Origin of the sequence: Periweissella fabalis (genome assembly GCF_012396505.1) — a bacterium.
GTDB lineage: Bacteria > Bacillota > Bacilli > Lactobacillales > Lactobacillaceae > Periweissella > Periweissella fabalis.
In genome coordinates this window covers 168,287-194,286 of sequence record NZ_JAAXPN010000001.1, presented here as the reverse complement: position 1 = coordinate 194,286, position 26,000 = coordinate 168,287, and the positions used below count along the sequence as shown (strand labels likewise).

The 26,000-nt window shown below is 38.0% G+C and carries 28 protein-coding genes and 1 pseudogene; 8 read left to right on the top strand and 21 right to left on the bottom strand.

Going from position 1 to position 26,000, the window contains the following annotated elements; genetic code table 11:
• Positions 1–6: 6 nt before the first annotated feature.
• Positions 7–177, bottom strand: coding sequence for a hypothetical protein (locus HF964_RS00975; protein WP_168721187.1), 171 nt, complete (start codon positions 175–177; stop codon positions 7–9).
• A gap of 153 nt (positions 178–330) precedes the next feature.
• Entirely contained in the window at positions 331–486 is a 156-nt protein-coding gene (locus HF964_RS09925) for an LPXTG cell wall anchor domain-containing protein (RefSeq protein ID WP_168721186.1), read from the bottom strand.
• A gap of 584 nt (positions 487–1,070) precedes the next feature.
• Between HF964_RS09925 and HF964_RS00965 the strand changes: the two genes are divergently transcribed.
• Complete coding sequence (locus tag HF964_RS00965; protein WP_168721185.1) at positions 1,071–1,235, top strand: hypothetical protein; 165 nt, start codon at positions 1,071–1,073, stop codon at positions 1,233–1,235.
• A 112-nt stretch (positions 1,236–1,347) separates the two neighbouring features.
• On the opposite strand, the gene HF964_RS00960 is transcribed toward HF964_RS00965, so the two are convergent.
• The 6 genes from HF964_RS00960 to HF964_RS00935 form a co-directional block, all read right to left on the bottom strand.
• Positions 1,348–1,794, bottom strand: coding sequence for a hypothetical protein (locus tag HF964_RS00960; protein WP_168721184.1), 447 nt, complete (start codon positions 1,792–1,794; stop codon positions 1,348–1,350).
• Positions 1,795–1,818: 24 nt separating this feature from the next.
• Positions 1,819–2,451: a YdcF family protein gene (locus HF964_RS00955; protein ID WP_168721183.1), complete on the bottom strand. Its 633-nt coding sequence runs from the start codon at positions 2,449–2,451 to the stop codon at positions 1,819–1,821.
• Between the two features lie 75 nt (positions 2,452–2,526).
• On the bottom strand, positions 2,527–3,153 hold the full coding sequence (locus HF964_RS00950; protein WP_168721182.1) for a hypothetical protein: 627 nt from the start codon (positions 3,151–3,153) through the stop codon (positions 2,527–2,529).
• Positions 3,154–3,205: 52 nt separating this feature from the next.
• Complete coding sequence (locus HF964_RS00945) at positions 3,206–4,693, bottom strand: glycosyltransferase (RefSeq protein WP_168721181.1); 1,488 nt, start codon at positions 4,691–4,693, stop codon at positions 3,206–3,208.
• On the bottom strand, positions 4,690–6,240 hold the full coding sequence (locus tag HF964_RS00940) for a glycosyltransferase (RefSeq protein ID WP_168721180.1): 1,551 nt from the start codon (positions 6,238–6,240) through the stop codon (positions 4,690–4,692). Before HF964_RS00940 ends, HF964_RS00945 begins: the two co-directional genes overlap by 4 nt.
• An 846-nt stretch (positions 6,241–7,086) precedes the next feature.
• Entirely contained in the window at positions 7,087–7,644 is a 558-nt protein-coding gene (locus HF964_RS00935) for a hypothetical protein (protein ID WP_168721179.1), read from the bottom strand.
• Between the two features lie 192 nt (positions 7,645–7,836).
• Between HF964_RS00935 and rpiB the strand changes: the two genes are divergently transcribed.
• The 4 genes from rpiB (at position 7,837) to HF964_RS00915 (ending at position 9,814) form a co-directional block, all read left to right on the top strand.
• Complete coding sequence (gene rpiB / locus HF964_RS00930; RefSeq protein WP_168721178.1) at positions 7,837–8,349, top strand: ribose 5-phosphate isomerase B; 513 nt, start codon at positions 7,837–7,839, stop codon at positions 8,347–8,349.
• Between the two features lie 354 nt (positions 8,350–8,703).
• The gene (locus HF964_RS00925; protein WP_168721177.1) at positions 8,704–8,988 is read left to right on the top strand and encodes a hypothetical protein; all 285 of its coding nucleotides are present in this window, start codon (positions 8,704–8,706) and stop codon (positions 8,986–8,988) included.
• A gap of 188 nt (positions 8,989–9,176) precedes the next feature.
• Positions 9,177–9,476, top strand: a complete 300-nt coding sequence (locus HF964_RS00920) for a GPO family capsid scaffolding protein (protein ID WP_168721176.1) — start codon at positions 9,177–9,179, stop codon at positions 9,474–9,476.
• Between the two features lie 65 nt (positions 9,477–9,541).
• Positions 9,542–9,814, top strand: coding sequence for a hypothetical protein (locus HF964_RS00915; protein WP_168721175.1), 273 nt, complete (start codon positions 9,542–9,544; stop codon positions 9,812–9,814).
• A gap of 89 nt (positions 9,815–9,903) precedes the next feature.
• Here HF964_RS00915 and HF964_RS00910 read toward each other — a convergent pair whose 3' ends face one another.
• The 9 genes and pseudogenes from HF964_RS00910 to HF964_RS00870 all read right to left on the bottom strand — a co-directional run bounded on the left by HF964_RS00910 (position 9,904) and on the right by HF964_RS00870 (position 19,407).
• Complete coding sequence (locus tag HF964_RS00910) at positions 9,904–10,671, bottom strand: hypothetical protein (RefSeq protein WP_168721174.1); 768 nt, start codon at positions 10,669–10,671, stop codon at positions 9,904–9,906.
• A 1-nt stretch (position 10,672) separates the two neighbouring features.
• Positions 10,673–12,046 (bottom strand): AAA family ATPase, encoded by a 1,374-nt coding sequence (locus HF964_RS00905; protein WP_168721173.1) that lies wholly within the window; start codon positions 12,044–12,046, stop codon positions 10,673–10,675.
• Between the two features lie 145 nt (positions 12,047–12,191).
• Positions 12,192–12,566, bottom strand: a complete 375-nt coding sequence (locus HF964_RS00900) for a hypothetical protein (RefSeq protein ID WP_168721172.1) — start codon at positions 12,564–12,566, stop codon at positions 12,192–12,194.
• A 13-nt stretch (positions 12,567–12,579) separates the two neighbouring features.
• Complete coding sequence (gene aroB, locus HF964_RS00895) at positions 12,580–13,596, bottom strand: 3-dehydroquinate synthase (RefSeq protein ID WP_168721171.1); 1,017 nt, start codon at positions 13,594–13,596, stop codon at positions 12,580–12,582.
• Complete coding sequence (aroF, locus tag HF964_RS00890) at positions 13,597–14,589, bottom strand: 3-deoxy-7-phosphoheptulonate synthase (protein WP_168721170.1); 993 nt, start codon at positions 14,587–14,589, stop codon at positions 13,597–13,599.
• Between the two features lie 18 nt (positions 14,590–14,607).
• Positions 14,608–15,312 (bottom strand): type I 3-dehydroquinate dehydratase, encoded by a 705-nt coding sequence (locus HF964_RS00885; RefSeq protein WP_168721169.1) that lies wholly within the window; start codon positions 15,310–15,312, stop codon positions 14,608–14,610.
• A 257-nt stretch (positions 15,313–15,569) separates the two neighbouring features.
• Positions 15,570–16,616, bottom strand: coding sequence for a hypothetical protein (locus HF964_RS00880; protein ID WP_168721168.1), 1,047 nt, complete (start codon positions 16,614–16,616; stop codon positions 15,570–15,572).
• Positions 16,617–17,059: 443 nt separating this feature from the next.
• Positions 17,060–18,694: pseudogene (locus HF964_RS00875) on the bottom strand (NAD-dependent malic enzyme); the annotation flags it as partial.
• A gap of 284 nt (positions 18,695–18,978) precedes the next feature.
• The gene (locus HF964_RS00870; RefSeq protein ID WP_168721166.1) at positions 18,979–19,407 is read right to left on the bottom strand and encodes a GNAT family N-acetyltransferase; all 429 of its coding nucleotides are present in this window, start codon (positions 19,405–19,407) and stop codon (positions 18,979–18,981) included.
• 303 nt (positions 19,408–19,710) lie between these two features.
• Here HF964_RS00870 and HF964_RS00865 point away from each other — a divergent pair, with 303 nt between their 5' ends.
• From HF964_RS00865 to HF964_RS00855, 3 genes are all read left to right on the top strand, one after another.
• Positions 19,711–21,420 (top strand): glycerophosphodiester phosphodiesterase, encoded by a 1,710-nt coding sequence (locus HF964_RS00865; RefSeq protein ID WP_168721165.1) that lies wholly within the window; start codon positions 19,711–19,713, stop codon positions 21,418–21,420.
• A gap of 111 nt (positions 21,421–21,531) precedes the next feature.
• Complete coding sequence (locus tag HF964_RS00860; protein WP_168721164.1) at positions 21,532–21,780, top strand: GlsB/YeaQ/YmgE family stress response membrane protein; 249 nt, start codon at positions 21,532–21,534, stop codon at positions 21,778–21,780.
• A gap of 30 nt (positions 21,781–21,810) precedes the next feature.
• Positions 21,811–21,951 (top strand): hypothetical protein, encoded by a 141-nt coding sequence (locus tag HF964_RS00855; protein WP_168721163.1) that lies wholly within the window; start codon positions 21,811–21,813, stop codon positions 21,949–21,951.
• Positions 21,952–22,074: 123 nt separating this feature from the next.
• Here HF964_RS00855 and HF964_RS00850 read toward each other — a convergent pair whose 3' ends face one another.
• From HF964_RS00850 to HF964_RS00835, 4 genes are all read right to left on the bottom strand, one after another.
• On the bottom strand, positions 22,075–23,916 hold the full coding sequence (locus HF964_RS00850) for an acyltransferase family protein (protein ID WP_168721162.1): 1,842 nt from the start codon (positions 23,914–23,916) through the stop codon (positions 22,075–22,077).
• Positions 23,906–24,289, bottom strand: a complete 384-nt coding sequence (locus tag HF964_RS00845; RefSeq protein ID WP_168721161.1) for an MORN repeat-containing protein — start codon at positions 24,287–24,289, stop codon at positions 23,906–23,908. Before HF964_RS00845 ends, HF964_RS00850 begins: the two co-directional genes overlap by 11 nt.
• A gap of 397 nt (positions 24,290–24,686) precedes the next feature.
• Positions 24,687–25,430, bottom strand: a complete 744-nt coding sequence (locus HF964_RS09910) for an RNA-guided endonuclease TnpB family protein (RefSeq protein ID WP_210726971.1) — start codon at positions 25,428–25,430, stop codon at positions 24,687–24,689.
• Positions 25,431–25,487: 57 nt separating this feature from the next.
• Entirely contained in the window at positions 25,488–26,000 is a 513-nt protein-coding gene (locus HF964_RS00835; protein ID WP_168721160.1) for a hypothetical protein, read from the bottom strand.

The window sequence follows — 26,000 nt, the reverse complement described above, 5'->3', positions numbered from 1 at the left end:
TCTATTTCATTTGTTACTACGTGTCGTGCTAACTATTGCTCCCAAGGCAATCGCTATGACAACAAACATCATTGCTTGCATCTCTGGTGTTGGCCCAACTGTTTTACAGAAAACATAATTATATGTTACTAGCCCGATTAAGGCTAATATTGCTAGGGTCACAACTATCTTATCCATTATGCACTCCTATACTCAATATTAATTGAATAATTATACCATTTGATTGGATATTTTCACTACAAAAAGATGACCAACAACACCGTGCTGGTCATCAGTGGCTATTAAATTTTACAATTTAGTCCACCATTGTGAATGGTATTACACTACTACTTAATCGTGTTTTTTCTTGTTGATACCGATAAAGCCAAGACCAGTCAACAACACACCGATAATCCCGGCCAAGATGCCAATTCGACTATTAGTTTGATCAGTCTTAGGTAACACTACTTGTTGCCCAGTGGCTGTTTTAGTCGTTGGTGTTTCCACTTCTGGGGTAGCTGAATGTGCATCACTATCTTATTTTTAACGTGCATAGTAACTACGAACAACAAAAAAGTCGAAAATCATTACTGATCTTTCGACTTTTTTATAAGTTAAACATTGCTGCTTAACTCAAATATTAGGAAGCCCCCCATTTTGGATTCCAACTAAACAACTATTTACTATTACACCCGTCAAAACTTAATTCAACAAATACTGTAGCAAATCCCCCTGTTTCGTAGTAAGTTTAATAAATTACTAGCTATAAGCCCATATTAACAGACATTTTTAATTTAGGCAAGCGTTTTCCGTTATATTTCACAAAAATAACTAATTATCATATAATTTTTGTTAAAAATAAAAATAGGTCGATTTACACTGCAAACTTAAATCAGAGTAAAACCCAAGCTTATGAATTTTACTCAAAAAAGAAAATTATACACAATTCTTGAGTACCAAAATTTTTTCAACTTTAGAGATAATGCATAAATACCAAGTCAACAAGCTCGGAAATACAACTGTTATAAAGGTCATATTAAGAAAGTGGCTTAACACAAAGTATCATCGAAGTTTGCTGAGACTCTCAAAATATGCGAGAAGCAACCTATGTTACATATTTAGATTTCCATAGTGAAGTTGTACTTAGTTGGAATATTAGCTTAAACCCTAGCATGAAATTTATGGTTGATCCACTTGATAAATTTATTAAAAATGAGCCTAATCCTTCAACCAAAATACCAATACATTCTGATTAAGGTCTTCACTATCAACATATTAAATATGTTATCAAAAAAACGCATTGTCCAAAATACAAGCTGTAAGGCTGCATATCTAGACAATGCGGTAATTTTAAATCTCTTCAGAACTTTAATGGTGTGGGCGGTGTCTAATCACAAATTCTGGAAACCGTGAAGCATACCAACCAATCGTCACAATAGCCGCACTAGCTAAAATTAAGCCGAGATTTTGACTCCAATTAAGGCGATACCAGATTAAGTAGACATACGCTACAAAGAATGGATATGTCAATAAAATCCGCCAAATCGTTGCCTTCGCTCCATGGCCAAATTCGGTATCATGTCTACTAACCCACCATTCCTGGAGGTAAACTGCTAACCAGCCAACTAAAATTGAGCCAACAAATCCTTGAATCATCCGCATTTCATCAACCATTGTTAAATGTAGATAGTTAAATAGCATCACCTTTTCAAATGTGAAAATCCCCCAAATAGGTAGAACAATAAAGATTCCCAAGACAAGCAGTGTAATGAAACTTACCGCTAAATAGGAACGCTTTGGTTGCTTTTTATTCATAATTCAACTCTTTCTATTTTATTTTTATGGTTTAGATTGGCGCAATATCGCCTTTTTCACTATATGCTTGAATCCGTAAAAATTCACCCCAGACACGCGATCGACCAACCGACTGGCTTGCCAATTATCACGCCTTACTGTAACCCCGTCATACTCAGCAGCATAGCTATACGGTATTAATTCAACGTTGGCGGGTAAATGTTGCTTTAACGTACGCCAATGTCGCCCAACAACATGCTCTTTTGTGACAAATAGCAATCGTTTAATAGTTGTAAAATCAAAAACCTGGGTTGCAAAGACCACATTTTCTAATGAATTACTTGAACGATCTTCACCGATAATCGCCGCAACTGGGACGCCATGGTCAACTAATCTTTTTGTTATGAGTGCATTTTCTGTCTGATTACCAACTAATTTTTGATAAGCTGCACCAGCCGTTTTACTTTGACCACCAGTTACGAAAATTTTAGGGGCTAATTGCTGCTGCCAGGCACTAAGCGTAGTTTGCCAAATGCCTGTTTGTGGGGCACTAAACACAAAAATCAAATCGCTTGTCTGTACTGGTAGCTCAGGGCCAAAAACAATTTCAGTAATCATTTCTAACTGTTGACTTGTGAGCTTAGGCATTTTAGGTTCACGTGGGATTAAGCTTTTCATTAGTAACTCCTGTAATTGTGTTAACACTTATTTTAATATGTTTTCACGCTAAACGCTATTGGTTTAGTGAAATCATTAACTTTCAATTGCTGGGGCATAATCAGTAATATTAAACATCCCCCGCCCTTGCTCTTTAATATTATCGGTCAATACCTGAGCAAGTTGGCGACATCTTATGATCCGAGCATTGGGATCATAATAATCCTTATCAAGTTGGTAATGTGGCTTAATTTGTACTTTCAACTTGCCATAACTGCGGGCGTATTGATGCCAAGTTTCCTGCAACTCATCACTAGACGCTAGCATTGGTGCATAGTCAGCTGGTGCTAATTTCTGGGGTGGTGTTACCTGATGGATGGTTTTTTTGCATAATGCTTGTGGTTGCATTTCTAAGTGACTACGCGTGATACTAGCACAATTTGCATCACTCACCTTAACGGCTAGCTGATCTTGCTTTTCCCAGTGCCGCACTGGTGTCGCTTCACATGGCTCATAAAAGCGTCGCTGTGTTGCTGGGCGGCGTTTACGATAGACATCATCACCATCAAAATTATTTTGGCCTTGTAAAATAGCCGGTTGGTATCTCAGTTGCTCTTTAATGCTTAGACGATTAAAGTACGTTACATCTACGCATTCTTGTAATAATTGTTGCTGCCGCTTGTCTGTCCAACGTGTAGCGGCAAGTATATTATCACGTTTCATTTTATGTTTCCTCCTATAAACCGCTAGGCAGACAACTTAGCAAACTAGATTTTTAATTCAAAACTTGTTGCCAAGCCGCTACTAATTGCTCAGCTTGATATCTTTTAGCTGTCATTTTGGCTTGTACCTTCAAATTCATGACGGTTAAGGGATTATCAAAGACCCGGATAATCTTGTTGGCTAATTCATGTGGCGTTAGTACATCACTATAAATACCGTTATAACCATCAATTACTAAATTATCTTTGGCATACAATAATCCATAACATGCTACTGGGACCCCGTGGGCCATACTTTCAAGCATATTAATTCCAAACCCTTCTGATAAGGAAGCTGAAATAAATAAACCAACATCATGGTATAAATCATGATTTTGAACATCATATGGTAATAAGGTTACATTTTCAACAAGTTTAAGTGCTTTGATTTCAGCTAAAATTTGTTTTTCATATTCAGTTGATGCAAAATATCCCTTCATTACTAATTGAATTGTCATGTAGCGTTCTTTTAAGACTGCCAAAATTTTTAATAAACCTGAAATATTTTTATCTGGTGCTAACCGGCCAACATACAAGACTTTTTTCAGATCAGTTATTGCATTATCCTCAACAATGGTCGTATAGATAGTCGGCAATTGTCGAACTACACAAGCTGGAAAGCGTTCTTTAATCTGTTTGGCTTGTTGATCAGTTGCAACGGCAACGATATTAAACTCCCGGCCGCGGGGTTGTAAGACTGGTTGGTAGCTTCCTTTAACAAAATACTCATTGCTAGTTGTATATTTTTGTAAATGACTATCATGGATATAAGCAATCGTACGTTTAGGTGTATCAATACCTAATACCCCCGGTGCTAATTGAGGCCGATCGACAATAAAAGTACTAGCTACTACATCATTAAGTTCATTTAAAAAGAACGTGAACAACTGGTTTTCACTATCAAAGGTATAGTTTTGACCGTGGTAGTTGAGTAATTGCCAACTTGTCGCTTGACTTTCACCATTATGTGGCATAAAGGTTACGGCTAAGACTTGGGCTCCTGCTGGATCATAGAATGTCTGGCTGGCAATATTACCATCCGGATGGTATGTTTCCACCATTGAGCGAAAGCCACGCCAGTCATAATATGCCGTCATCATGACATCACCTAAATTATTCAAATATTCAATGTCACCCACTAGTTCATCTTGCCCAACTAACGTATGAATGATGGCCAAGCACTTCCCATTTTCAGAGATTTGGACTTGCTTATTATCGAAATACCTGACATGGTAGTCAGCTCGTGGAATCGATGCTAAAGTACGAACACTTTGCTTGATTGGCTCAAAATCAGTCACTTTCTGGAAATAATCATACATATTAATGTACTCACTACTTGTTAACCCCATCCAAGCAGCATTACGGGCCAAGTAGCGATTATATTGGCGGGTAATGATTTTGGCAGGTAACTTAGCAGCATTAAAAGCCTTCGTACGTTGGACTTGTGCAAATTCAATCCCAGAATTAAATGCATAAATATTTTCACCGACAGAATAAATCATAATTGATGGGCCTCCTTTGCATTAGCCATGAGTGTTGCCCATTCATGCCAAACATTTGCTTCATCATATTCACTTGGCGTTGCATAGGCGTTATTACTAAATTGTTGTAAAATTCGTTGGTGCTTAAGCAGATAAACAATCTTTTCTGCCATCGCGTTAACATCACCATGGGCAATTAGGCAGCCATTTTGGTCATCGGTTATCAAATCATTGGGACCATAATCAACCGCATAAGCAACTGGAACAACCCCATTGGTCAAGCCTTCTAGTAAGCCTAGGTCAAAGCCTTCACAATGTGCGGTAATACCTAGGATTTGTGCATTTTCTAACGCTGGTTGTAAGTTTTCAACATATCCTTTTAACTGAACTACATCTTCAAGTTCTAAATCAATAATTTTCTGACGAATTTTGATTTCCTCCGCATAATTATTAACGTAATCTGCATAACCATAAATGTCTAAAGTGACACTTTGAATTTGATTATGCACTTTTTTAATTACTTGTAATAAATCACTTAGATTACTTTTAGGACTAATGTTAGTAATGGCGACAATCTTACCAAATTCACGTTTATTCATCTTAACTTGTGGCTTTTGCTGCCGTTCTGGTGTCACATAGCCAGCTGGAATCGTTGTGGCTGCTTGAACATCAGGGAAACGGGCGAGAATATCAGCTGTTTGTTTGGTTGTTGTGGTTAAAACATTTGAGAAATGTGCCACATTGAGTAACGCATATTCGTAATTTTCATTGAGTAATGCGGTGGCTGGTTGTCGGGTATCAGTTACATGCACACTATGAATTCCCAAGACAGTATAAGCTGGTTTGCGTAACCGGGTAAAGGCTTCATCGGCACTAGTAACACTATCTAAAATCAAAGTATTAAATTCTGGATATAATTCGTTAATTGCATTAATAAAATGTTCAAATAGTGCCGTAATCGTAGCAAACTGATAGACTTGCCCATTAGGAGTTGTCAATAACCAGCCTAGGGCCTCAACTGTAGTTTGACTTGTTTGGCGATAAGTCGCGTGTAAAACATCTAATCCCTCTGGGGTATACCAAACTTCTGAGCGTAGTTGGTGATCAATTGTGTACCATTGAGTCATCGATTTAAAACCCCGCTGGTTATAAAAATCAATCGCATATAAATTACCTAAACTATCAAACCGCTCCACGGAAGTCACATGCTGATCGTCTTTTTGATAATTTACACGTGCGACTAATCGCTCATCATTACGTTGGACGATGAAGCGATCTTCATTTTGTTCATCTATGAAGCGTAAATTTTTCAAACCAAAATCCAAGTCAGCTAAAAATGTTTTATTTGGTTGAACATCTATCATTTGCTGATAATAATCAAACATATTTAGTAAGTGGCGATCACTAACCCCCAATGCATTCAATTGTTGATGTAAATTTTGTGACCAATCACGGGTTACATAAGTGTAGGCAATATTTTGCCGTTCAAACAATTGCATCCGTTTAATCACAGCTTGATCAATGCCTGTTTTTTTGTTGAGTAGACTATCATTAATAAAGAATATCATCTTTTATTCCCCCTTGAATTTTAGAATTTTTCTATACTTTGTGATTTTTTTATCTAAGTTTTTAAACCCCTACTCTCTAGTTAGATCCCCCAGCTTACACATCAATTTTGCTGTTTTATTTTCTAATCTAATTTAACCGTATGCTAAAAAAACGTATTTCAAGTGATTACCTACAAAAATGATTGTATTTTTTTAAATAAATTTTACAACCTAAATTTATCGTAACTAACTTAAATTTTCTTGCCCCTAAGTTATCAAAATAACTTTAATTATATTCAAAAATCGATTTTATATTACTGATTGCTAATCTTTATAATTAATTTTAAGTTAATTTTTAAGCCATTTTCAGTATCAACTAAATTTCAGGTCTTGTTTAGTAAATGCCTTATTAAGCAAGCCTTAATTCAGTTTATGTTTACTAAACAAATACGTCAACCAATATATATTAGCCTAGTTGAACTTTTAATTACTTTTATGGCTAAAATTATTGAAGAAAATAAAGCTTAAATTACCTCTATATCAATAAATTTTAACTTATTCATACATCAAACAATTGCATGTTTTTATTGGATTTTTTTAGTAAAATAATTATTATATATTGTAGATTTAAAACTATTTATACTATTATCGAAGTAAACAGATAACTTGTTTACTATTAATAGATTTTTGTTTATTAATGACATTTATGGCACAACATGTTCAATAACTTATTATTTGATTTTATTACTTAAACTTGTATTTTATCAACACTCTTGTGATTAATTCACAAATTTTACAACAAAAAAACGACCACCGCTTAATCGGGGTCGTTACATACAAATTTTTAACTAATTACTACTATAATAATTATTCGTGATTGTGTCCGGCATGATCATCTTCATCTTCCATTGGTTCAAGTAGTTGAATACCTGCAAGCAAGAAGACGTTGACTAAATAAGTCGCCAATAGTTCTAAGCTATCTGTTAATTGATTAGCCTCTTCATCAAGATTGCCTAATGCATCGACAAGGGCATTTAATTTACCTAATTCAACTTGCAATTGAGCTTGAAAATCATGCAAGATATCCATGATAACTTGTGATTCGGCTGCCATGTCATCAGTGCCTTCATCGCTAATCAAAGCCGCCGCCAAGTCACCAGCGCGCTTAGCTAAGGCTGTTACTTGGAAGGTAATTGGTTGAATTACCAACATTGCATCTTCCAAATCAGCTTCGAGATCAGATGCCTTATCAACTCCTAATTCTTCAACATATTCCTCAATATATGCTTGTGCTTGTGTCAAAAGATTAACACTTTCATAGGCCATCATTGTTTGATTAACAAAATCAAACTTTTGAGCATCATCTAAATTCTCGTTGTCATCAATGTTGCCAAATAAAGTTAGATTATCAATGTAGTTATCCATATTATCAGTCCAATCCTTTAATTATAAGTATGTATTTTAACTTCAAATACTCACTTAATTCTAACAGTCTGTTACATTAATAGCTATTAAAAATCTTTAAACTCAGATGAATTGACAGCGTTTTCAGATAACGGTATATTGGAAGAAGAACGACTATCTAGTAAGCTTTTAATAGAATACGAGGAACTTAATATGACAAAGATTATTGCTTTTGGCTCAGATCACGCTGGTTTTGAATTAAAGGAAATATTGAAACCATACGTGGCAAGTTTAGGTTATGAAATTAAAGACTATGGCACACTTAATACTGATAGCACGGACTATCCGATTTATGGTAAACGCGTTGGTGAAGCAATTCGCGACCATGAAGCGGATTTAGGGATTGCCATTTGCGGAACCGGAATTGGCATTTCATTAGCGGCCAATAAAGTTGAAGGTGTCCGGGCCGCACCGGTTAGTGATGCCTTTTCTGCTGAATACGCCCGCCGTCATAATGATGCTAATATCTTAGCACTAGGCTCACGGGTTGTCGGCCCTGGCCTCGCGGAAGTCTTAGTTAAGACCTTCTTGGATGCCGAATTTGAAGGTGGCCGCCACCAACGCCGCGTTGATGAAATTAAGGCCGAGGATGCACGGAATGATGCGGAATTTGAGGCCTTGGTGAAGAGTGGAAAGAGTGCGAAGAGTGCGAAAAGCCGCGCCTAAGCACCGTAGCATACTAGCAATAACTAATGGCTCGAACTTTGAGTCGTTAAGTTATTGTGTATATGCTTAGGTGCTTGCGGCTTTGAGCACGTTTAGACTAGAGCGAGAGTTCAGGTGGGAGGCAATGATGACTAACGCTACAAGCCAGTAAATGCGTCCTTAGCATGTCTGGCTTGTAAGTTAGCCGAAATTGACTGCCTGAACGAACGCGTTTAGACTCCACTGCCCACCCCCAACATAATAACAACCTAAACCCAACGAGCGGACTCGTTGGGTTTTTTACACTATCATTTGTATACATTTAGCTTTAAATAAATTATAATTCAATTAACAAATTGTCTAGGAGGTCCCCACTTGTCAGCAGAACAAATTTACACACAAGGTAATTATCATATCATTGCCATAATATTATTGTCCATTCTCCTTGGGATTGCGCTAAGTAAGCGATATCAAGACGCCATTCTCCGAACATTCGGTGCGAAACTATACGTCATTTGGGCGGTCTTATATGTCGCCATTATCGCCGTCTTTTTCTTTAGTCCATTTCGGGTTGTCACACCAATGTTTACTTTAGCTTATGGAGTTGCCTACTACTTTAACGTCAAAATATTACGTAAATACTTAAAAGAAGTTAAATAACCACCCAAAACCGCCTTGAAGAAAATTCTTCAAAGCGGTTATTTAGTGTATTTTTCGATATCGCCTGCCTTCTGTCACACGCTCTTTTTTATTACAAATTTCCGCAAAATAATTAAGCAACTATTAATAGTTCTCACCCCCAAAACATGCTTTAATTAATTTAATAACATCGTTTAACAGGAGAATATATGAACACCAACAACAGCTTCATTTTACGCACCCATATTTTGGGCTCAATCATCCTAGCCATCCCCCCACTCGTTATTGCTAGTGGCTTTTTTGCCCACGCTGATAACATGACCAAGCTGATCACCACACTCGTTAACATCATATCCCTGATCTTGCTAGGTTGGATTTGGGGGAGCTACGCCAAAGATCAAGCCAAACTCAAGCACGCCCAAGAGCTTGCGGCTTTAGAAACGCAACTCAATACAGTTACGACCGCCTATACCCGCCTCCAAGCACACGTTAACCAACAAGATCAGTAATTAATGTTTACATTATTTTTTCATAAGTTATAATTACATTAAAATTAAAGAAAGATGGTCGTTTTATGTTTGGCAATGATTTATATATATATGGACTTTTAGCCATCATCTTAATCAACGCTTTTTATCGCCGCAACCCCAAATACCAAGCTTTCATGTATGAAAAGCTTGGTAAGCTACGTTACTTAGTTTTAGCTCTTTTCAGTTTGGCAGCGCTTGGCATTTTCGTTTACGTCCAATTATTAGTGGACATCCCCTTGCTGATTGTTGTCCTTGCCCTAATCTGGTATTTTGACATCAAGAAATATCGTGCCTCCACCGCAATGCAGGCTAAATAACACAATATATTGAACCACATCAAAATCCCCTGAAGAATTTTTCTCCAGGGGATTTTTTAGTGAATTGTTCGCTTACTGCTTAATCATTATTAAGATGCTGGTTTAATTATTTGTTCAAGTTCATTTAGCATGAATGACCACGTACTCACTGGTGCCCATGGATGAGCTTCAACATATCGTAAGGCGTTATAGGTTGAAGTTGTTTCATACGTATACTGATCAAAATAATTAAGTGCAAATTTAAATGGTGTTATTCCCTTGGCTTCAGCTCGTGAATATAATTCTATGAACGCTTGGGTAATATTTTGCTTCCATTCAGTATCTTGTCGCCAAAGTTCATCTTTATGGGCATAATTGATAATCCGCTCCAACATAATATTATTAAAGTGTAGCCAAAACGGAATGTTTGTTCCATTAATTTTTAAAGTTGCATTATCTCGACATAGTTTTTGGACTTTAATTAATTTAACATGCCATAAATTGAGCATATGTTGCGCTTCACTTTTACTAGCTTTAATCTTTTGATTGCTCACATCATACTCAAAACCCTTAACAGTATCGTCAATTTCAAAATCAGTTTCTTTCATGAAAATACCATCTAAATCAATACATTTAAATACACCTAAAATATCTTTTGCTTTAAGCGCATTAAATTCCATATACTTTTTAACCGTATTGGTAACAATTGTCATTGGATCTTGATTTCTTGCATTGCTCGTTAACACTGTATCGCTTTGAATTTTAAATTTAACATTTAGCTTACTACTAACCGTTTCATTGAGTGCATCAATTATGGGGGTTAATATTAATTCCTCATCATTGCCTTCTACTAAAATTAAAACAATTTTTTTAACCATCCTAAATCAACCCCAATTGCTTTAAGAGCTCATCCTTAGTTGCATCATCGACCAAGTTACTTGCTTTAACGTTAGTATTACGAAAACCTTGAATTATCTTGGCACGTTGCGTTGGTGCGTAATACTGCCCTTCTTCAAATTCAATATCACGTAAATACTTCTTCCGTAAGTTGTTAGTATCACGAATTTTTTCAAAATGGGTATAGCGGTTAAATTCATCCGTCGTTGAAAAGACAATCTTCTCTTGCGGTAACATTTCTAACACCCGCAAATTGTGTGACGTGAAAATTAATTGCCCAAATGCACCTTGTTCAAAAATAGCAACGAGTTCACCCAATAGATACTCATAAATACCAGAGTCAAGTTCATCAATTAAAACCACCGATTCAGTATTCGTATACGCTTCAATTAAAAATGGTAGAATCGACACAATTTTTATGATCCCTACCGATTCATATCTAAAAGGAATTTTTTTAATTTCTTTAGTATTTGTTTTAGTATCAATGCTTTCCCGAACAGAAATTAATTGGATAATATAATCCATATGTTCACCATCGGCAGCTAACTGCTGATTGACAATTGTATCCAAGGTCAATCCTGGGACAATATTGGGCAAGACTTGATTTACTTGTTGGATACTTTTTTCGATTCGCATGTAAACATCCTTCGAAATTGGAGCATCGTTATTGGGGACTAAGATAACCCCAGCACTATCCATTTCTTCAGTATGGTAAATAAATGATAACGGCAAGCCAAGTGACGTTACCCCGGCGTGAGCATCTGTATAAATGTTAATATCAAACGCAATTCGTCGTAAATTGTCAATAGTACTATTGAGTTCATCATACTTTACTTGTCCTTGACGGCGGGCTAATAAATTACGCATGTATTCTGAACTAACAATCGCCGCAGCGTTCATACTACTAGCAACCGCATAATCCATGACATCTTCATTTGCATCTTTACCCAAAATTTTCAACGTTAAATCATCCGTTTTGTGCCACGTTAAAAGCGAACGATAACGCTTGTTATTACCATACGCTTTTACTCGCAACTCTTCGCCCACTAAATTAACTTGCCCGTTTACCAATAATAAGCTAAACGCATAACTCAAGTATTGTTGCCCTTTGGTATCATCAAATTCTAGTGAAATTGTCGCAACTTCATTCGGGCTAAGATATTCAACCCCGTTTAATTTTTGATTACTGATAATTAATTTAAATAATTGGACAGCATTAATTAAGGTTGTTTTCCCGGAGCCATTTTGGCCATAAATGCCAATAACATTTAAGTACTCACCCTTATTAACTAGTGATATTTCACCATGCTTAACATTTTTCAAGTTTTCAATTACTACATTCAATAACTTAGCCATCGCGACACCTCCTTTAAATCCCCCTTAATTATAGCATCTTATGAATTTAAGTCACTTATTTTGTATAAAAAATACAAAAACAGCTATCTTATTATCAAAGATAGCTGTTTTAAGATAGTTTAATGATTTACTGTTCCATCACCAACTATTTAATTTTAAAATCCGTAATGTTACCCATTAGTTCGCGATAATATTCGGGATCTTGTTGGTAAACTAATTGCAAGTATGCCTCTGTGTCCGGGCGTAGTTCCGCTAATTCTGCTTGATCTAATTGATGATTATATTTGAACAAGCGCCGCGTCACGTGGTCAACGGTTACAGGCTTCCCTTTTTCCAGGGCTTTGAAGAGATGCATCATTAATCGGCCCTGTTCGCGCAACGAAATATTAGCGAGTAACGCCCATTCCGTTAACGTCTGGGGGTGATCGCCAATTTGATGGCGGACAATGACTTGCAGCGTCATAACATCTTGCCGCAAACTTTCAACTTCTTTTTGTAAACGGTGGACTTTCTTTCCCATGGTATATCTCCTGTTAATTAGCGCCTTGGAGCAACGTTTTGAATTCAGTCAACGGCATCGTTTGCAGTACTGGTTGACCAATGACTGGTAAGACCACCAAATCAATCGTGCTACCCGCGACTTTTTTATCATTTAACAAATTATCATAAAAGGCGACCGTGCCCAAGTATTGTGATGATAACGGTAACCCCAAGGCCGCTAAGCGTTCGCGAATGGCGGCTTGAATCTCAATTGGCATCAAGAGTTGGGCTAATTGGAACATCCCAATCCCAACTGCTTCCCCATGCATTAAATCTGGATCCGCTAATTCAATCGCATGGCCAATCGTATGCCCAAAGTTCAAGAATTTACGTTGGCCAAAGTCCTTGAAATCCCCCGCCACAATGTGGGTTTTGTAGTCAATTGATGCTTTAATCAAGGCATCGCGATGGGTCAAAATTTCACCAGGTGTGCTAATGGTAGCCGTCAAGGCGGCAAAATCACCCCCCGCTAACAGACTCATCTTAATGGTTTCGACATAACCTTCCAGCAAATTACGCGTACTTAACGTATCCAAAAATTGACTGTCAATAATCGTCGTCACCGCTTGATAGAAGGTGCCGATGACGTTTTTTTGCGTCCCCAGGTTTAGCGCCGTTTTACCACCGACACTCGAATCGACTTGAGCTGTAAATGAGGTTGGCACTTGAATAAACGCAATTCCGCGCTTGTATGTGCTGGCAACATAGCCCCCTAAATCACCAATCACCCCACCGCCGAGACTAATCAAGGCATCGTGGCGATCAAAATGTTCGTTAGCCAATTTTTGACTAATTGCTTCATAGGTCGTTAACGATTTACTCGTTTCACCCACGGGCACAGTCATCGTATGCACTGCTTTGCCTGTTGCGGCCAGGGCGGCGACCGTTTGTTCAAGGTATAACGCGCCAACTTGCGCATCGGTTAACACTAAGACGCGTTGGGCAGGCAATTCAGCTAGCACCGTGGCTAACGTTTGCCGGTAATCAGTTGTGTACATGACAGCTTCCATTTATTCACCTCGCACAATTGCATGAATTTGGCGCGCCTTGGTCACGATTTCCCCCATGTGGGCAGGCGTGATTGCTTGTTGCGCATCAACAAAGGCAGCATCCGGATTATCGTGAATTTCTAGCATGAAACCATCCGCGCCGGCGGCCACTCCCGCTAAGGTTAATGGCGTTACTAAGGCGCGTTCACCGGCCGCATGACTGGCATCGAGTAAGACTGGGTAGTGCGTCATTTGCTTCAAGACCGCAATTGCGCCGACATCGAGGGTGTTGCGCGTGTATTTATTATCAAATGAACGAATCCCGCGTTCCATTAAAATAATCTGCGTGTTGCCACCAGCGGCGATGTATTCGGCCGCTTGTAAAAATTCATCAAGCGTGGCTGACATCCCCCGCTTTAAAACGACCGGTTTACGTTTGGCTCCGACGGCTTTTAACAACGCAAAGTTTTGCATGTTCCGTGTACCAATTTGGAAAATATCCGTGTATTGGTCAACAACATCGACATCCCGCGGATCAAGGACTTCCGTGACCATGTCCAAGCCGGCCGCATCGGCTGCTTGCCGGTGGGCGATTAATCCCGCTTCACCGACCCCTTGGAAGCTGTAAGGACTTGTTCGCGGCTTAAATGAACCCCCGCGTAACACGGTTGCGCCAACCGCGTGAACTTCAGTCGCCATTTGTGCCACGTGCTCGGCACTTTCAATTGAATCCGGACCGGCCATAATCACTAAGCTACCATCGCCAATCTCACTGTGGGGGGTCGTAATCACCGTGTTTTCCGGGTGAAAAGCCCGCGTTGATTGCACAGCGGCATGGTGGTTAAGGATTACTTGCGCACCTGCTGGTAATTCAATTGGTAAGTTTGCCACCGTTTTAACCGTTGGTAAAGCTAAATTCTGGGCGTGCTGGAATATTAATAAATCTGGGTTTTGAGCTACTAATTGGTCTTTTAAGGCGGTGGCCGTCGCACTATCTTGGTTAGTAATAATCATAGGTAATTCTCGCTTTCATTAAAAACGTGGGTGTCCTTTATGGAGCACCGTAATTAGAGTTGGTAAATCAATTTGTCCCGGAGCCATTGGAGCCGTGCTTGGTAAGGTCGTATAGGTAATGCGCGAGCCATAAGCAAAGCCAGCGGTCCGACTACGTGCGCCAGCGGCACCCATCGCAATCCCAATCATCGGAATAGATTGATAACTTGCGATTGTCCTAAGTAAATAATCGGTATCTTTGGCGCCATGACTCATAACTGCTATTTTAATCATCGCCGGCCTAGCTTGGGCCATGGCTTGAATTTTTGTTAATAAATTATTGGGGGTTATTTCAAAATTATGATAAGACATGATAATTGCTGATTTTTGGCCAGCAAGTTCTGCACTTACTTTAGGCCAAATTTGATATTCGACATCTAAAAAAGTTGCCCCAGCTTGCCAACCATTTAAATATAATTGCGTATATAAATGGGGCTCAAATGGATACTCACCACCTTCAGCCGTCGTTCGATACGTTAAAATCATTGGTACCGAGCTAGTAGTAATAATTGACTGCATGTCCATCGCTGTTGGTCGATAACCAGCTGCTAAGCAAACATCAAGCCGCCATTCAATTAAATCAATTGGGTATTTTTGACACTCAGCTATTTGATTTACAATATCCGTTTGGCTCTTCCCGCTAATACTTACGGCGATGGCCATTCGGTTTGTCGGTAATAACATCGCTTTCTCCTTCTCCATCATCAACATTTATCAATCTATACTATTAACCTGTATTAGTATTTTATCGCTACTTGGTGAATTATTACAATTTTTTAGTAATTATATTAAATTGTAATGCTAATCATTTTGGTTATACTACAAAATTTGCTACAATGACGATGGAGCTTATTTAGTCACTAATCCCCCCGGACTACACTAAGATAAGCTACCACACACCCCTTAAAAGCCAGTTATCCGTTGATAACTGGCTTTTTATATTACCGCTGTGTTGAAGTAATCGTTACCAAGCGATATTCAACCTCTGTATCAGCGATAACGCCTAGCGGAAAAGCTTCAAAAGCCAAGTTTAAGTCAGGCAGAGCTTTTAACTTTTGCCAAAAACGTTGCCATAAATAATCACGCTGTGGATTAACTTGAGCCATAACTACAATTTGTTTTGCATCTAGTGCATTAGCAGCAATCATTGTCAGCATAATTGCTTCAACGTCAAAATAATGCTTAGCGATATTCATCAAAGTTGCTTTATCAGCTTCATCTTGATCAGTTTCTAAGATTGGTACGTGAATTAAGCGGACTAATAAAGCATCGAAAACTGGCAATTGGGCGCCTTGAACCTCAAAATCAACATCGGTAATCGGCAGCATTTGGCTTAACGGCATTTGATGTAAAAATTGACTTAAACTGGCAAATAATTCTAACACTGGATCTGCTTGATGCGCTAAATAAAATTTAGTTGTTGGATTACCAAATAAAAATGGTACATCAATATTATCAATCCCATGTAAATACATATTTTTAATATCTGCAGTAAGCGGTGCAAACAATGCTTGCAATCGATTTTTAACTACTGTGGGAATTAACAAGGCATTGGTTTCACCATGTGCAACTAAATAATTAGTGTACGTTGTTAACCACGCTGCTAATTGCTCAATAGCTGGTACAAAAGAATCAAGTTTGGCAACGGTTTGCAAGCTATCAGCTAATAACTGCTGTGTTCTTACGTTATCAAACTCAAATTCTAGATAAGTAGTCATCATATTTTGAAATAAGTACCCATATGGCGTTTTCTCAATCAACGGGTTTAATATCTGAGCCACAGCCTCACTTTGCGCATAGCCTCGTGGTAATTCACTGATTGCCATAATCGTTGGGCCTGGTGTAATGGTATGTTCTTTGCGCCAGTTAGTTGACCAATCGATACTAAGTACTAATAGATTCATCGCCATTACTTGGTTGGCATTTTGAACAGCTGAAGTAGCAAAATAACGATAATTTAACATGCTTTCAAGCGTGTATGTGTCCATGGACTTGACCTCAATTTGTCTGTCTAAATAGTAGACTATTAATCAATATAGCCTTAAGTAAATAATACATTTTTTTAGTCACAATTGCCTTATATTTATTGACTAAAGCGGCATTAATAACCAAGTGATACGAAGAAGATACTAGCAAAAATCCCAGGAAATGAATTTTTCCTGGGATTTTTAATATATTCAAAATATATCGAATCTATGGGGCACGTTTTGGCTGCAAAGTACTATTAAAAATTAGTTTTGCCGTGCTCCTTTTTCTCATGTATCTGCAAATTTTTAGGAAGGTTCAAATTCCGTTGTGGCAGCAGAGCCTAGACGTGCTCAGCCAACCAAGTAGTTCCGCCTACCGTCGCATAGCTAAGATACTAAGACCGTATCTTTTGCTATGCGTCAGTAGTGCTCACTACTTCCCAGTTGGCTTCGCACTCTTCTTCTTAATATTCAGCTTTCCAAATGCTTGCATCAACCGCAGCTTCAACATCAGTAATTTCAGCACGGTTAACCTTGTCTTCAATCGCAGCCTTAACAACGGCCATTGCGACATACTTAGAAGCTTGTGGAGCAGTTTCAACAGGTGGCAACAATGAAGCACCCTTTTCTGACAAGTCTTGGATATCAGCAATACCGTGAGCAGCAGCAGAAAGCATTGCATCAGTCACAGTGCTTGCCTTAGAAACCACGATCCCAGCACCCAAACCAGGGTAAAGTAATGAGTTGTTAGCTTGACCGATGTAGTAAGTTGTACCTTCAAATTCAACCGGATCTGAAGGTGAACCAGTAACTACCAAGGCATTACCCTTAGACCACTTAATAATGTCATCAGCTTTACCTTCTTGTAATTCAGTTGGGTTTGAAATTGGCATGATAGCTGGACGTTCAGTGTTAGCACTCATGATTTCAACAATTTCTTGTGTGAAAGTATTAGCTTGACCTGAAGTACCAATCAAGACAGTTGGCTTCACAGCTTTAACAACATCTGTCAAAGTTGCCATTGAAGTTGAGAATTCGTCAGCGGGACGCGCATAACGAGTTTGGCCTTCAGTCAAGTTTTCTTGACCTTCGATAACTAAACCGTAACGGTCTACAATGTAGAAACGCTTCATTGCATCCTCTTCAGTCATTCCTTGACGGACCATTTCATTACGGATTTGATCAGAAACCCCGATACCAGCCGTTCCACCACCAAAGACAACATAAGTTTGTTCAGTTACGGGTTTGTTAGATGCCTTAGCAACGGTGTTCATTGATGCTGCCATCATCACACCAGTTCCTTGGATATCATCATTGAAAGTTGTAATTTCGTTCTTGTATTTTTCCAAGATTACGCTGGCATTGGCCCGACCAAAGTCTTCCCAGTGGAATAATACATCTGGGAACATGCCTTTAGCAGTTTCAACGAATTGATCAATGTAATCCCAGTATTCTTGACCAGTTTTACGGTTTTGACGGTTACCAACATAGTTAGGATTGTCGAGTAATTCTTGACGGTTAGTCCCATTATCAATCACGATTGGTAATACGTGTTGTGGGTTGATACCAGCAGCCACTGTATAAACGGCTAACTTACCAACTGAAATCATCACCCCTTGGATACCCCAGTCACCAATTCCAAGCACACCTTCACCATCAGTGATAACTAACATATCAACTTGTGGCATATCCTTGCTAGCTTCTTTCAAGACATCAGCCATCGTTTCAGGGTGGTTAACATCAAGGAAAACGGCGTCATTTGGACGAACGAAGTCATCTGAGAAACCACGTACGGCATCAGCAATTGTTGGGGTGTAAATTACTGGCAACAATTCTTTAATGTGTGAACCAACGATAGCGTAGTAAAGCACGCGGTTAGTATTGTAAACAGACATTAAGAACTTGTTTTGTTCGTAACGGGTAGTATAAGTTTCTAATTGAGCATATGTTGCTGCAACTTGTTCGTCGAGCGTTTGGATAGCTGTTGGCAACAAACCGTTGAGTTTGTAGTCCGCACGTTCTTGGGCTGAAAAGGCGGTTCCTTTGTTCAAAAATGGGTTGTTGAGTAAATCTTTTCCTGTAAGCATATCATTGTGCTCCTTTTTTGATTTTCTATACTCTTACTTTAACCGACGAATGTTATTATAGTCAAAAATTTGCTATCTTATAAATTATTTTTATAGGTCGATAGACGAAACAACATTGCTAAAAATTTTTTAGGCCAAAAAGCCTATTAAATCAACCTTTTAATCCTAGACATTTATAAATAATATTTTGAGCAATAACTAGCAATAATTTTTAGGCTAAGCTTTCGTAAAAAAATTTTCACTTTATTTCTTATATAACGAAAAAAAGCTCAGAAAAATTTTCTGAGCTACAAAAGTTAAACTTGCTGGTGATTGATTTTACAAAATAAGACAGCGTCTTGATAGCCATCCCCACTAATTAGATAATCACTTAAATAAGCCTCTTTCTTCCAACCTAAGCGACGTGCCACTTGCTGACTAGCTTCATTAGCAACATCCGTAATTAATTCCAAGCGATGGAGATGTAATTCTTCAAATGCATAATTAATTACCTGGCGTACCGCATAGGTCATGATTCCACGGCCTTGAAATTCCGAATCTAGCCAATAACCAACTTCACCACGATGGTTATTAGCACTGATATTGTGAATTTCAACTTGGCCAACAATTTGATCATCAATCACAATGTTAGCTAAATATAAACGCCCTTGCATAATTTTATGCACAGCATATTCAAGGTACGTTGCTTCTTGGTCAACAGTATGTAGGTTATTAACCCATGGCAACCATGGGGCTAGATGGTGATAATTTTTTTGATTAAAGCATAAACTTGACTGGCATCCGCAGTACTAACAGGTTGGATTTTAATAACCTCGTGGACGTTTTGCACTAACATGATGGTATCCTCACATTCGTATTTGTTAAGGTGGTTACATTATAGCTGATCTAGTTAAATTTCTATCCTAATTATGGTAATAAATATGTAAAGAAGTTCAAAAATCATCCTGAAAGCGGGCATATTTTTTTACAATTAGCATTTTTTTCACTAATATTAAGGTAGAAATTATAACCTGAAAGGTGGAATTATTATGCGTCGTATCAACACCATTACACCACGGGAGAATCAAACGGGGCCAGCATTTTTTATTATTACCCCCTTGGTTTTATTAGCCTTTAATTGGCTTTGGACACAAATTTTTACATTTGCTAACCATCAATTTCCCAATACAGCTAATATCCCTAGTACCACAATTCAAGCTTTAGTTGGCTTTATTTTAAGTCACCTGGACCAATTTGGCGGGGCCTTAGTTATCTATCTAATTACTTTTTGGTTCTTTAGCCTCTTAATCCAAATCATCATTAAGTGGCTTAGCAATACCAGTGCCATTACTTTACGCTTACATCTGTTTAGCCCCACAATTTTAGGCTTACTATTATTAGATGCCATTGCATTTGTTCCTATGACAATGCTTGGTTATCGCTTGCCATTGGCCAATTTGATTAAGTTACCTGATTTTATTTCGCAAGTTTTACTAGAAAAATCAGCACTTGGACTAGCTGTTACCGGGGGCCTCCTCGTTTATATCTTAGTTTTAATCAAATTAGGTCAAGTTATTCCTAATATTATGGCTGGGCAAAGCTTCCGCCAAGCTTGCAAAAATAGTTGGCATAACGTCACTTGGCATCAAGTTTTACGTTTTATCGGTTCAGTTATTGCTAACTTAGTCGTTTTAGCTATTTTGGCTGCTCTTTTATACGGTGTACAAAAGCTAGTAGAAATTACTGCCATCCCACTTGCACGTCATAGTGCCAACGTTTTAATGGTTATCTTTACAGCTGCTATTTATGCCTTAACAACTTGGTTTATCTGGCAAATTAATCGTCATATTTTAAATCCTAATCGGCTATCATTTAACTTGCGTCAGCATTTAGGTCTGGGCAATCGCTTACTTGCTAGTTTAGTGCTTTTAGGCTGTGGAGCTGTCGCAGTGACAACTGAAAATAGCTGGTTTCCAACGGTTACTCGCCAACCAATTGTCATTTCACACCGTGGTGTCGATGGTGATAATGGCTTGCCCAATAGCTTGGAAAGCCTTAAAAATACAATTAAAAGTGCACATCCAGATTATATTGAAACCGATGTGCAGTTAACTAAAGATAATAAGTTTATTATTTTACACGATACTAACCTCAAAGTCTTAACTGGGGTTAATAATACCCCTGCTGAACTAACACTTAAGCAAATCACCAATTTAACTATGCATATTGATGGTGAAAAAGCTAAAGTTCCTTCATTGCACGAGTATCTAGACTATGCTACCAAGCACCATCAACCATTATTAATTGAGTTAAAAACTTCCATGGTCGCAAATAAGAAAACGCTAACCGCCTTTCTAAAGGAATTTGGTCCTGAATTGACTAAAAACCATGCAATCTTACATTCACTTAATAAAAACTTAGTTCAAAATGTTAAGGAAAATGATAATAAAATCAAAATCGGTTTTATCTTACCTTATAATACTGATACCTTACCAAAAGGGAAAAATGCTTTTTACACCGTTGAATACAGTACATTAACACCGCAATTAGTTCGTGATATTCATGCGCAAAAGAAGCAAGTGTATGCTTGGACGGCCAATGATCGGCCATCAATGTATTGGTTATCAGTTATGAACGTCGATGCGATTATTACCGACTACCCTAGTCGCTTACAAAGCATTTTAAAAGAGCAACAAAGCCATCCCCACTATGGCGTCGCTTTATTACGGTATTTCTTCACTATCCAACATACCTTGTAAGCACATTATTTGAAGTTTTTTAAACCGAAGCTTATAATTTAATAAAGATGTGTTAGATGAGAACTTATTTATTTAAGACATCAAATTCAATATTTATAAGGGGGTACTATTATGCATTGGTTATGGGTATTAATTATTGGAGCTATTATCGGAGCCATTGCCGGCGCAATTACTAGCAAAGGCCAATCAATGGGTTGGATTGCAAATATTGTAGCTGGTTTGGTTGGATCAGCAGTTGGTCAAGCAGTGCTTGGTAACTGGGGCCCACACTTAGCAGGGATGGCTTTAATCCCATCAATTATTGGTGCGGTAGTTGTCGTTGCTGTGGTTTCATTCTTTGTTGGTCGCAATGCCGACTAACTTATATATTCTTAATGTGGGGTAAATAAGATGGACGTGTTAAAATCAATTTTTAAATTTATGATTGCAGCAACACTCCTTGTTGGTGGCCTTTTAGTTGGTGGTACTGTTTTTGCCGCTAAGAAAATTGATAAGGCTGGCGACAAGTTAGAAGAAACAATTCATGGATAGCGTGCTCATCGTTAAACGGTGAACGCTAAAGAAACACAAAAGGACTGAACTTGGTGAAATACCAAATTCAGTCCTTTTTTAATACTTGTTATATTAAAGTAGCTAGCTGCAAGCACACTGGCTTTATTTAGCTGGTGTGTTTTGGGCCGCTTTTAAAGCTTGGTTCATAACATCTGCATATAAAACATCCCCAGCGTGACGGCCAGCAAAGTGGACCCCATCTGTACCTTGGAAGATTTCTGGATGTTGTGCAGCTGCTTTATCCCAATCAGCAATTGTGATAAAGTCGTATTTTTTAGCCAACTGCCGTTCTAAGACCGCTGACTTAGTTGAATTCCAACTAGCAGTAGCATGTTGGTTGTATGGCGTCATAAAGATCAACTTGTGACCAGGCGCCAAATCATTAACTAATTTCATAGTTTGCTCAGCGTAATCATTTAAGGCATTGGTTCCGATACAAATAACTACATATTCCCGAAGAATATGACTTCGTTGTTGGTTCATCATTACTTGATAAGCCAAGTTCATTGTCCGGTCACCTTCAGCATCAATACTACTATTAGCAACGTGGGCACCAAGATAATTACGTGTTCCAAGCGTCACACTATCACCAATAATTGATACCCCTGCTGGAATACTCTTATCAGCTTTACCGTTGTTAGTTTTTGGTTTTGCGGCTGCTAGAACTGCATCATGCGTGTTAGTAATCTTATCAACATCTTGATAGATACCACCAACTAGTAATGATTGTTCTAATGAAGATACTTGTGGCGCAGCCTTGATAACTGCATTGGCATTTACCGTTAAGAGTACTGCAACGACAATAATAGGTAATCCTAATTGACGCCAAGTCCAGACACGACCAAAGGCTTCAGCCGGCTTACCAGCAATAACTGGTTCCAAAATGTAGTATGAAAGTGCTGATAAAATAATTGATACAATTGTTGTTACGATAGCCGCAATTGTGTTAGGCATCATATGTGAGAAAATTACATATAGTGGCCAGTGATATAAATACACACTGTAACTAACATCAGCTAAGAACGTAGCCCAACGTGGTTCATTAAGGTTTGGCGTATGATCATGGAGTAACCGAGCTCCTAAAATCATAATTCCCGCTAAGATTGATGCTACATACATTCCACCTTGGTATGTGTTCAAACTATCAAAATTCATTGTATAGCCTAAACTTACTAACCCAGCGAAACTTAAAACCACAATCAAAGTTGCTAGAAAAGCGTTACAGTGGTTGGTAAGCCATTTGTAGGCATGAATATGGTTTTTGATTCCCGTTAAAATACCTAAAATACAACCAATAAAGAATGGGAAACTATGCGTCACACTTGAAAAGTAGACTGGTGAAAAATCCTTTAAGCCAATTGCACCAAAGTACATTGCCAAAAAACTACCAATCGTAAATACTAATGCAACTACAAATAACATACTTCGAAAGAGTACCAATACTGAAATATCACTACTTTTACTGTAACGACGGCTAAGTTTAGCAATAATAAATGCGATTAGCCCCCAAATAATATAGAAATGCATTTCAACAGCTAATGACCACGTGTGTACGAACAAATGGGGAATAAATTTATTTTCATAACTACCACTTGTGCCAATTTCAAAGTAGTTTGTTGTAAAACTTAACGCTGCTGCAATTTGCTTACCAATACCTGTGACAAAGTCATGATCAACTAAATATGTTAATGGTAAGACTAGTAAAACGGAAATAAATAGCGGTGGTACAATCCGGTAGAAACGACGCCGGTAAAATGAAATCAATTTAAAGTCAGTTGAACGGGCAAATTCATCCACCATTAAGGCAGTGATTAAGAACCCCGAGAAGGTAAAGAACACATCAACTCCGATGAACCCACCTGTAAACTTGGTTTGAAAAAAGTGATATGTCAATACTAGAATAAGTCCAGTAATGCGGACAAGACTAAACCATTTAATGCGCATTTGTTAATGTACCGTCCTCTAATATTTTTTGAGCATATGTCTTATCGCCAACTTGTAATTTGACGTTGTTAACAAGTTGCCCATTATTAAAATCACCTTGTAATCTCCAACCTTGTTTAGCTGTAAATTCACCTAAGCCTTTAAAACGACCATCTGCAAAATTACCTGTATAACTTCCCTGGTTTTGAACTTGTAATGTTCCTTGGCCATTGAACTTATTGTTGGCGATTGCACCTGTATATTTTAATTGACCGTGATCGAGCGTTACCGTTTGCTGCGTAGGTTTTTGCGGGGCTAGACTAATAAATCCAAGCGCTACAATACCAACTACTGCAACTAACTCCAAGCCTCGTCTGACTATCGTTTGTCGCATCTATATACCTCCCATGTACTGTTGTAATCAAATATAATAGTACAAAATTTATAATATTCCAAATAATAATAGCATAATCGAATATCATTTTTAAACTAAATAACTAGTATTACCGAATATAATAATTAAAACCAAAAAAGTATTATACCTAAGTGCACCTTTAATTACTTGGTATGTGTCAGATTTGAAACATGCAGTTCTTAGTGAACTACTCGTCCATGAATGAACGAGCTTCAATTTTTAATTGAAAACGTTTAGGCAATGCACTCTGACGAGTGGTTTCCGCATAGGAAATCGTTGGATATATCGCACTTGTTTTGCACACTCAAAGTGATACGCACATATCCGCCCTCAAAGCCTTTCAAGACGACAAGGTTCTGTTTCGCCTATTTTAAAACTAATTTATTGCAATCAGACTACTTGGCTTAATCGCTGGGTAGTCTTTTAATTTGATGTGTTTTTCTGGGTCTAAGCCCCATGCCAAAATGTTCTTTGAAGCGTTTAAATCTCGTGAAATCATGTTACCAGTGTATTTTGAGATCCAATCACGTACGGCCACGGGGTGCTTTTCTGCAAATTCGGTGCCATATTCAACTTGTGATGTTTTATAACTATCAACGCGAATCAACGTTTTACCAGTTTTATTAGCGGTCATTTCAATTAATGCCATGAGCCGATACGGTTTGATTTTGGCGAGTTTCCGGTTTAACCCCGTATTGGTTCGTTTTACGGCACGCATTTCTTTACTATCTAATTGTTCAACAACAACTAAATCGGTAGCTTGGAACAGTGCCCGTGCTAATTTTTTATAAGCTTCATTCAAGATATTGGTCCGTTTAATATTTAAATATTTAATCTGCTGATTTAGCTTACTTAACCGTTGACTATTAAATTGTAGCCAAATCAGTTTGTCGCGTCTGGATTTTAAAGTATTAATTTGGGTTTCTAAATAATCTGCTTGGTCTGCAATCGCAGTAGCAAGGTAATGTGTTTGATCCGCTGAAGTATGAAAAATTTTATTATCTTTCATATTCCAATCAACGCCGATTTTATTGTCAGGTTGCTTACGTGCAACTTGTTCACGGATTACTAATTGTAATTCGTAGTGTCCATTGCCTTTTAGCTTTAATTTAGAAATCACAATCGTTTTATTAGCAAGGTTTTTAATATTTTCAACAACTTGTAGTACCCCAAAATCTTATATCTTAATACCGTGATTTGAAACTACTTGAATTTGCTTGTTATCAGGCAATGAAATCGTTTTGTAGGAGTTGTTTTTACGTAAGAAGTTGAGTGAACCTTTACGATACCACGACCTATGCTTTGCGTTGTTACCATGTTCATTATTTTTGTAGGCCATTTTTTCCTGACTACTCATTTTAAAAGCTTTAAACAAGGTTTTGCGATATTGACCGAAATTAGTTAGTAATGTCAGCAAAAACAACCGGGCTCCTTGCGAGTGCAAGCCGATTTTATTAGCTTGCCAACGATCTAAATCATAGCAATCTTTAGCAAATTTGCCGGCAATTTCTGCAACTAAAAACTTTTTAGCCGCCAATGATTGGGGAAATGGCCGTGAAACATGTTTGCGGCCATACGTTTTTTCCAAATATTTAACGGCATAGTTATGCAATTCATTTTGGACATGTAACCCCCGTTGATGTTTTAACATCAACGCTGGGGTAGTTACGATAGTGACGGACGTAGACAT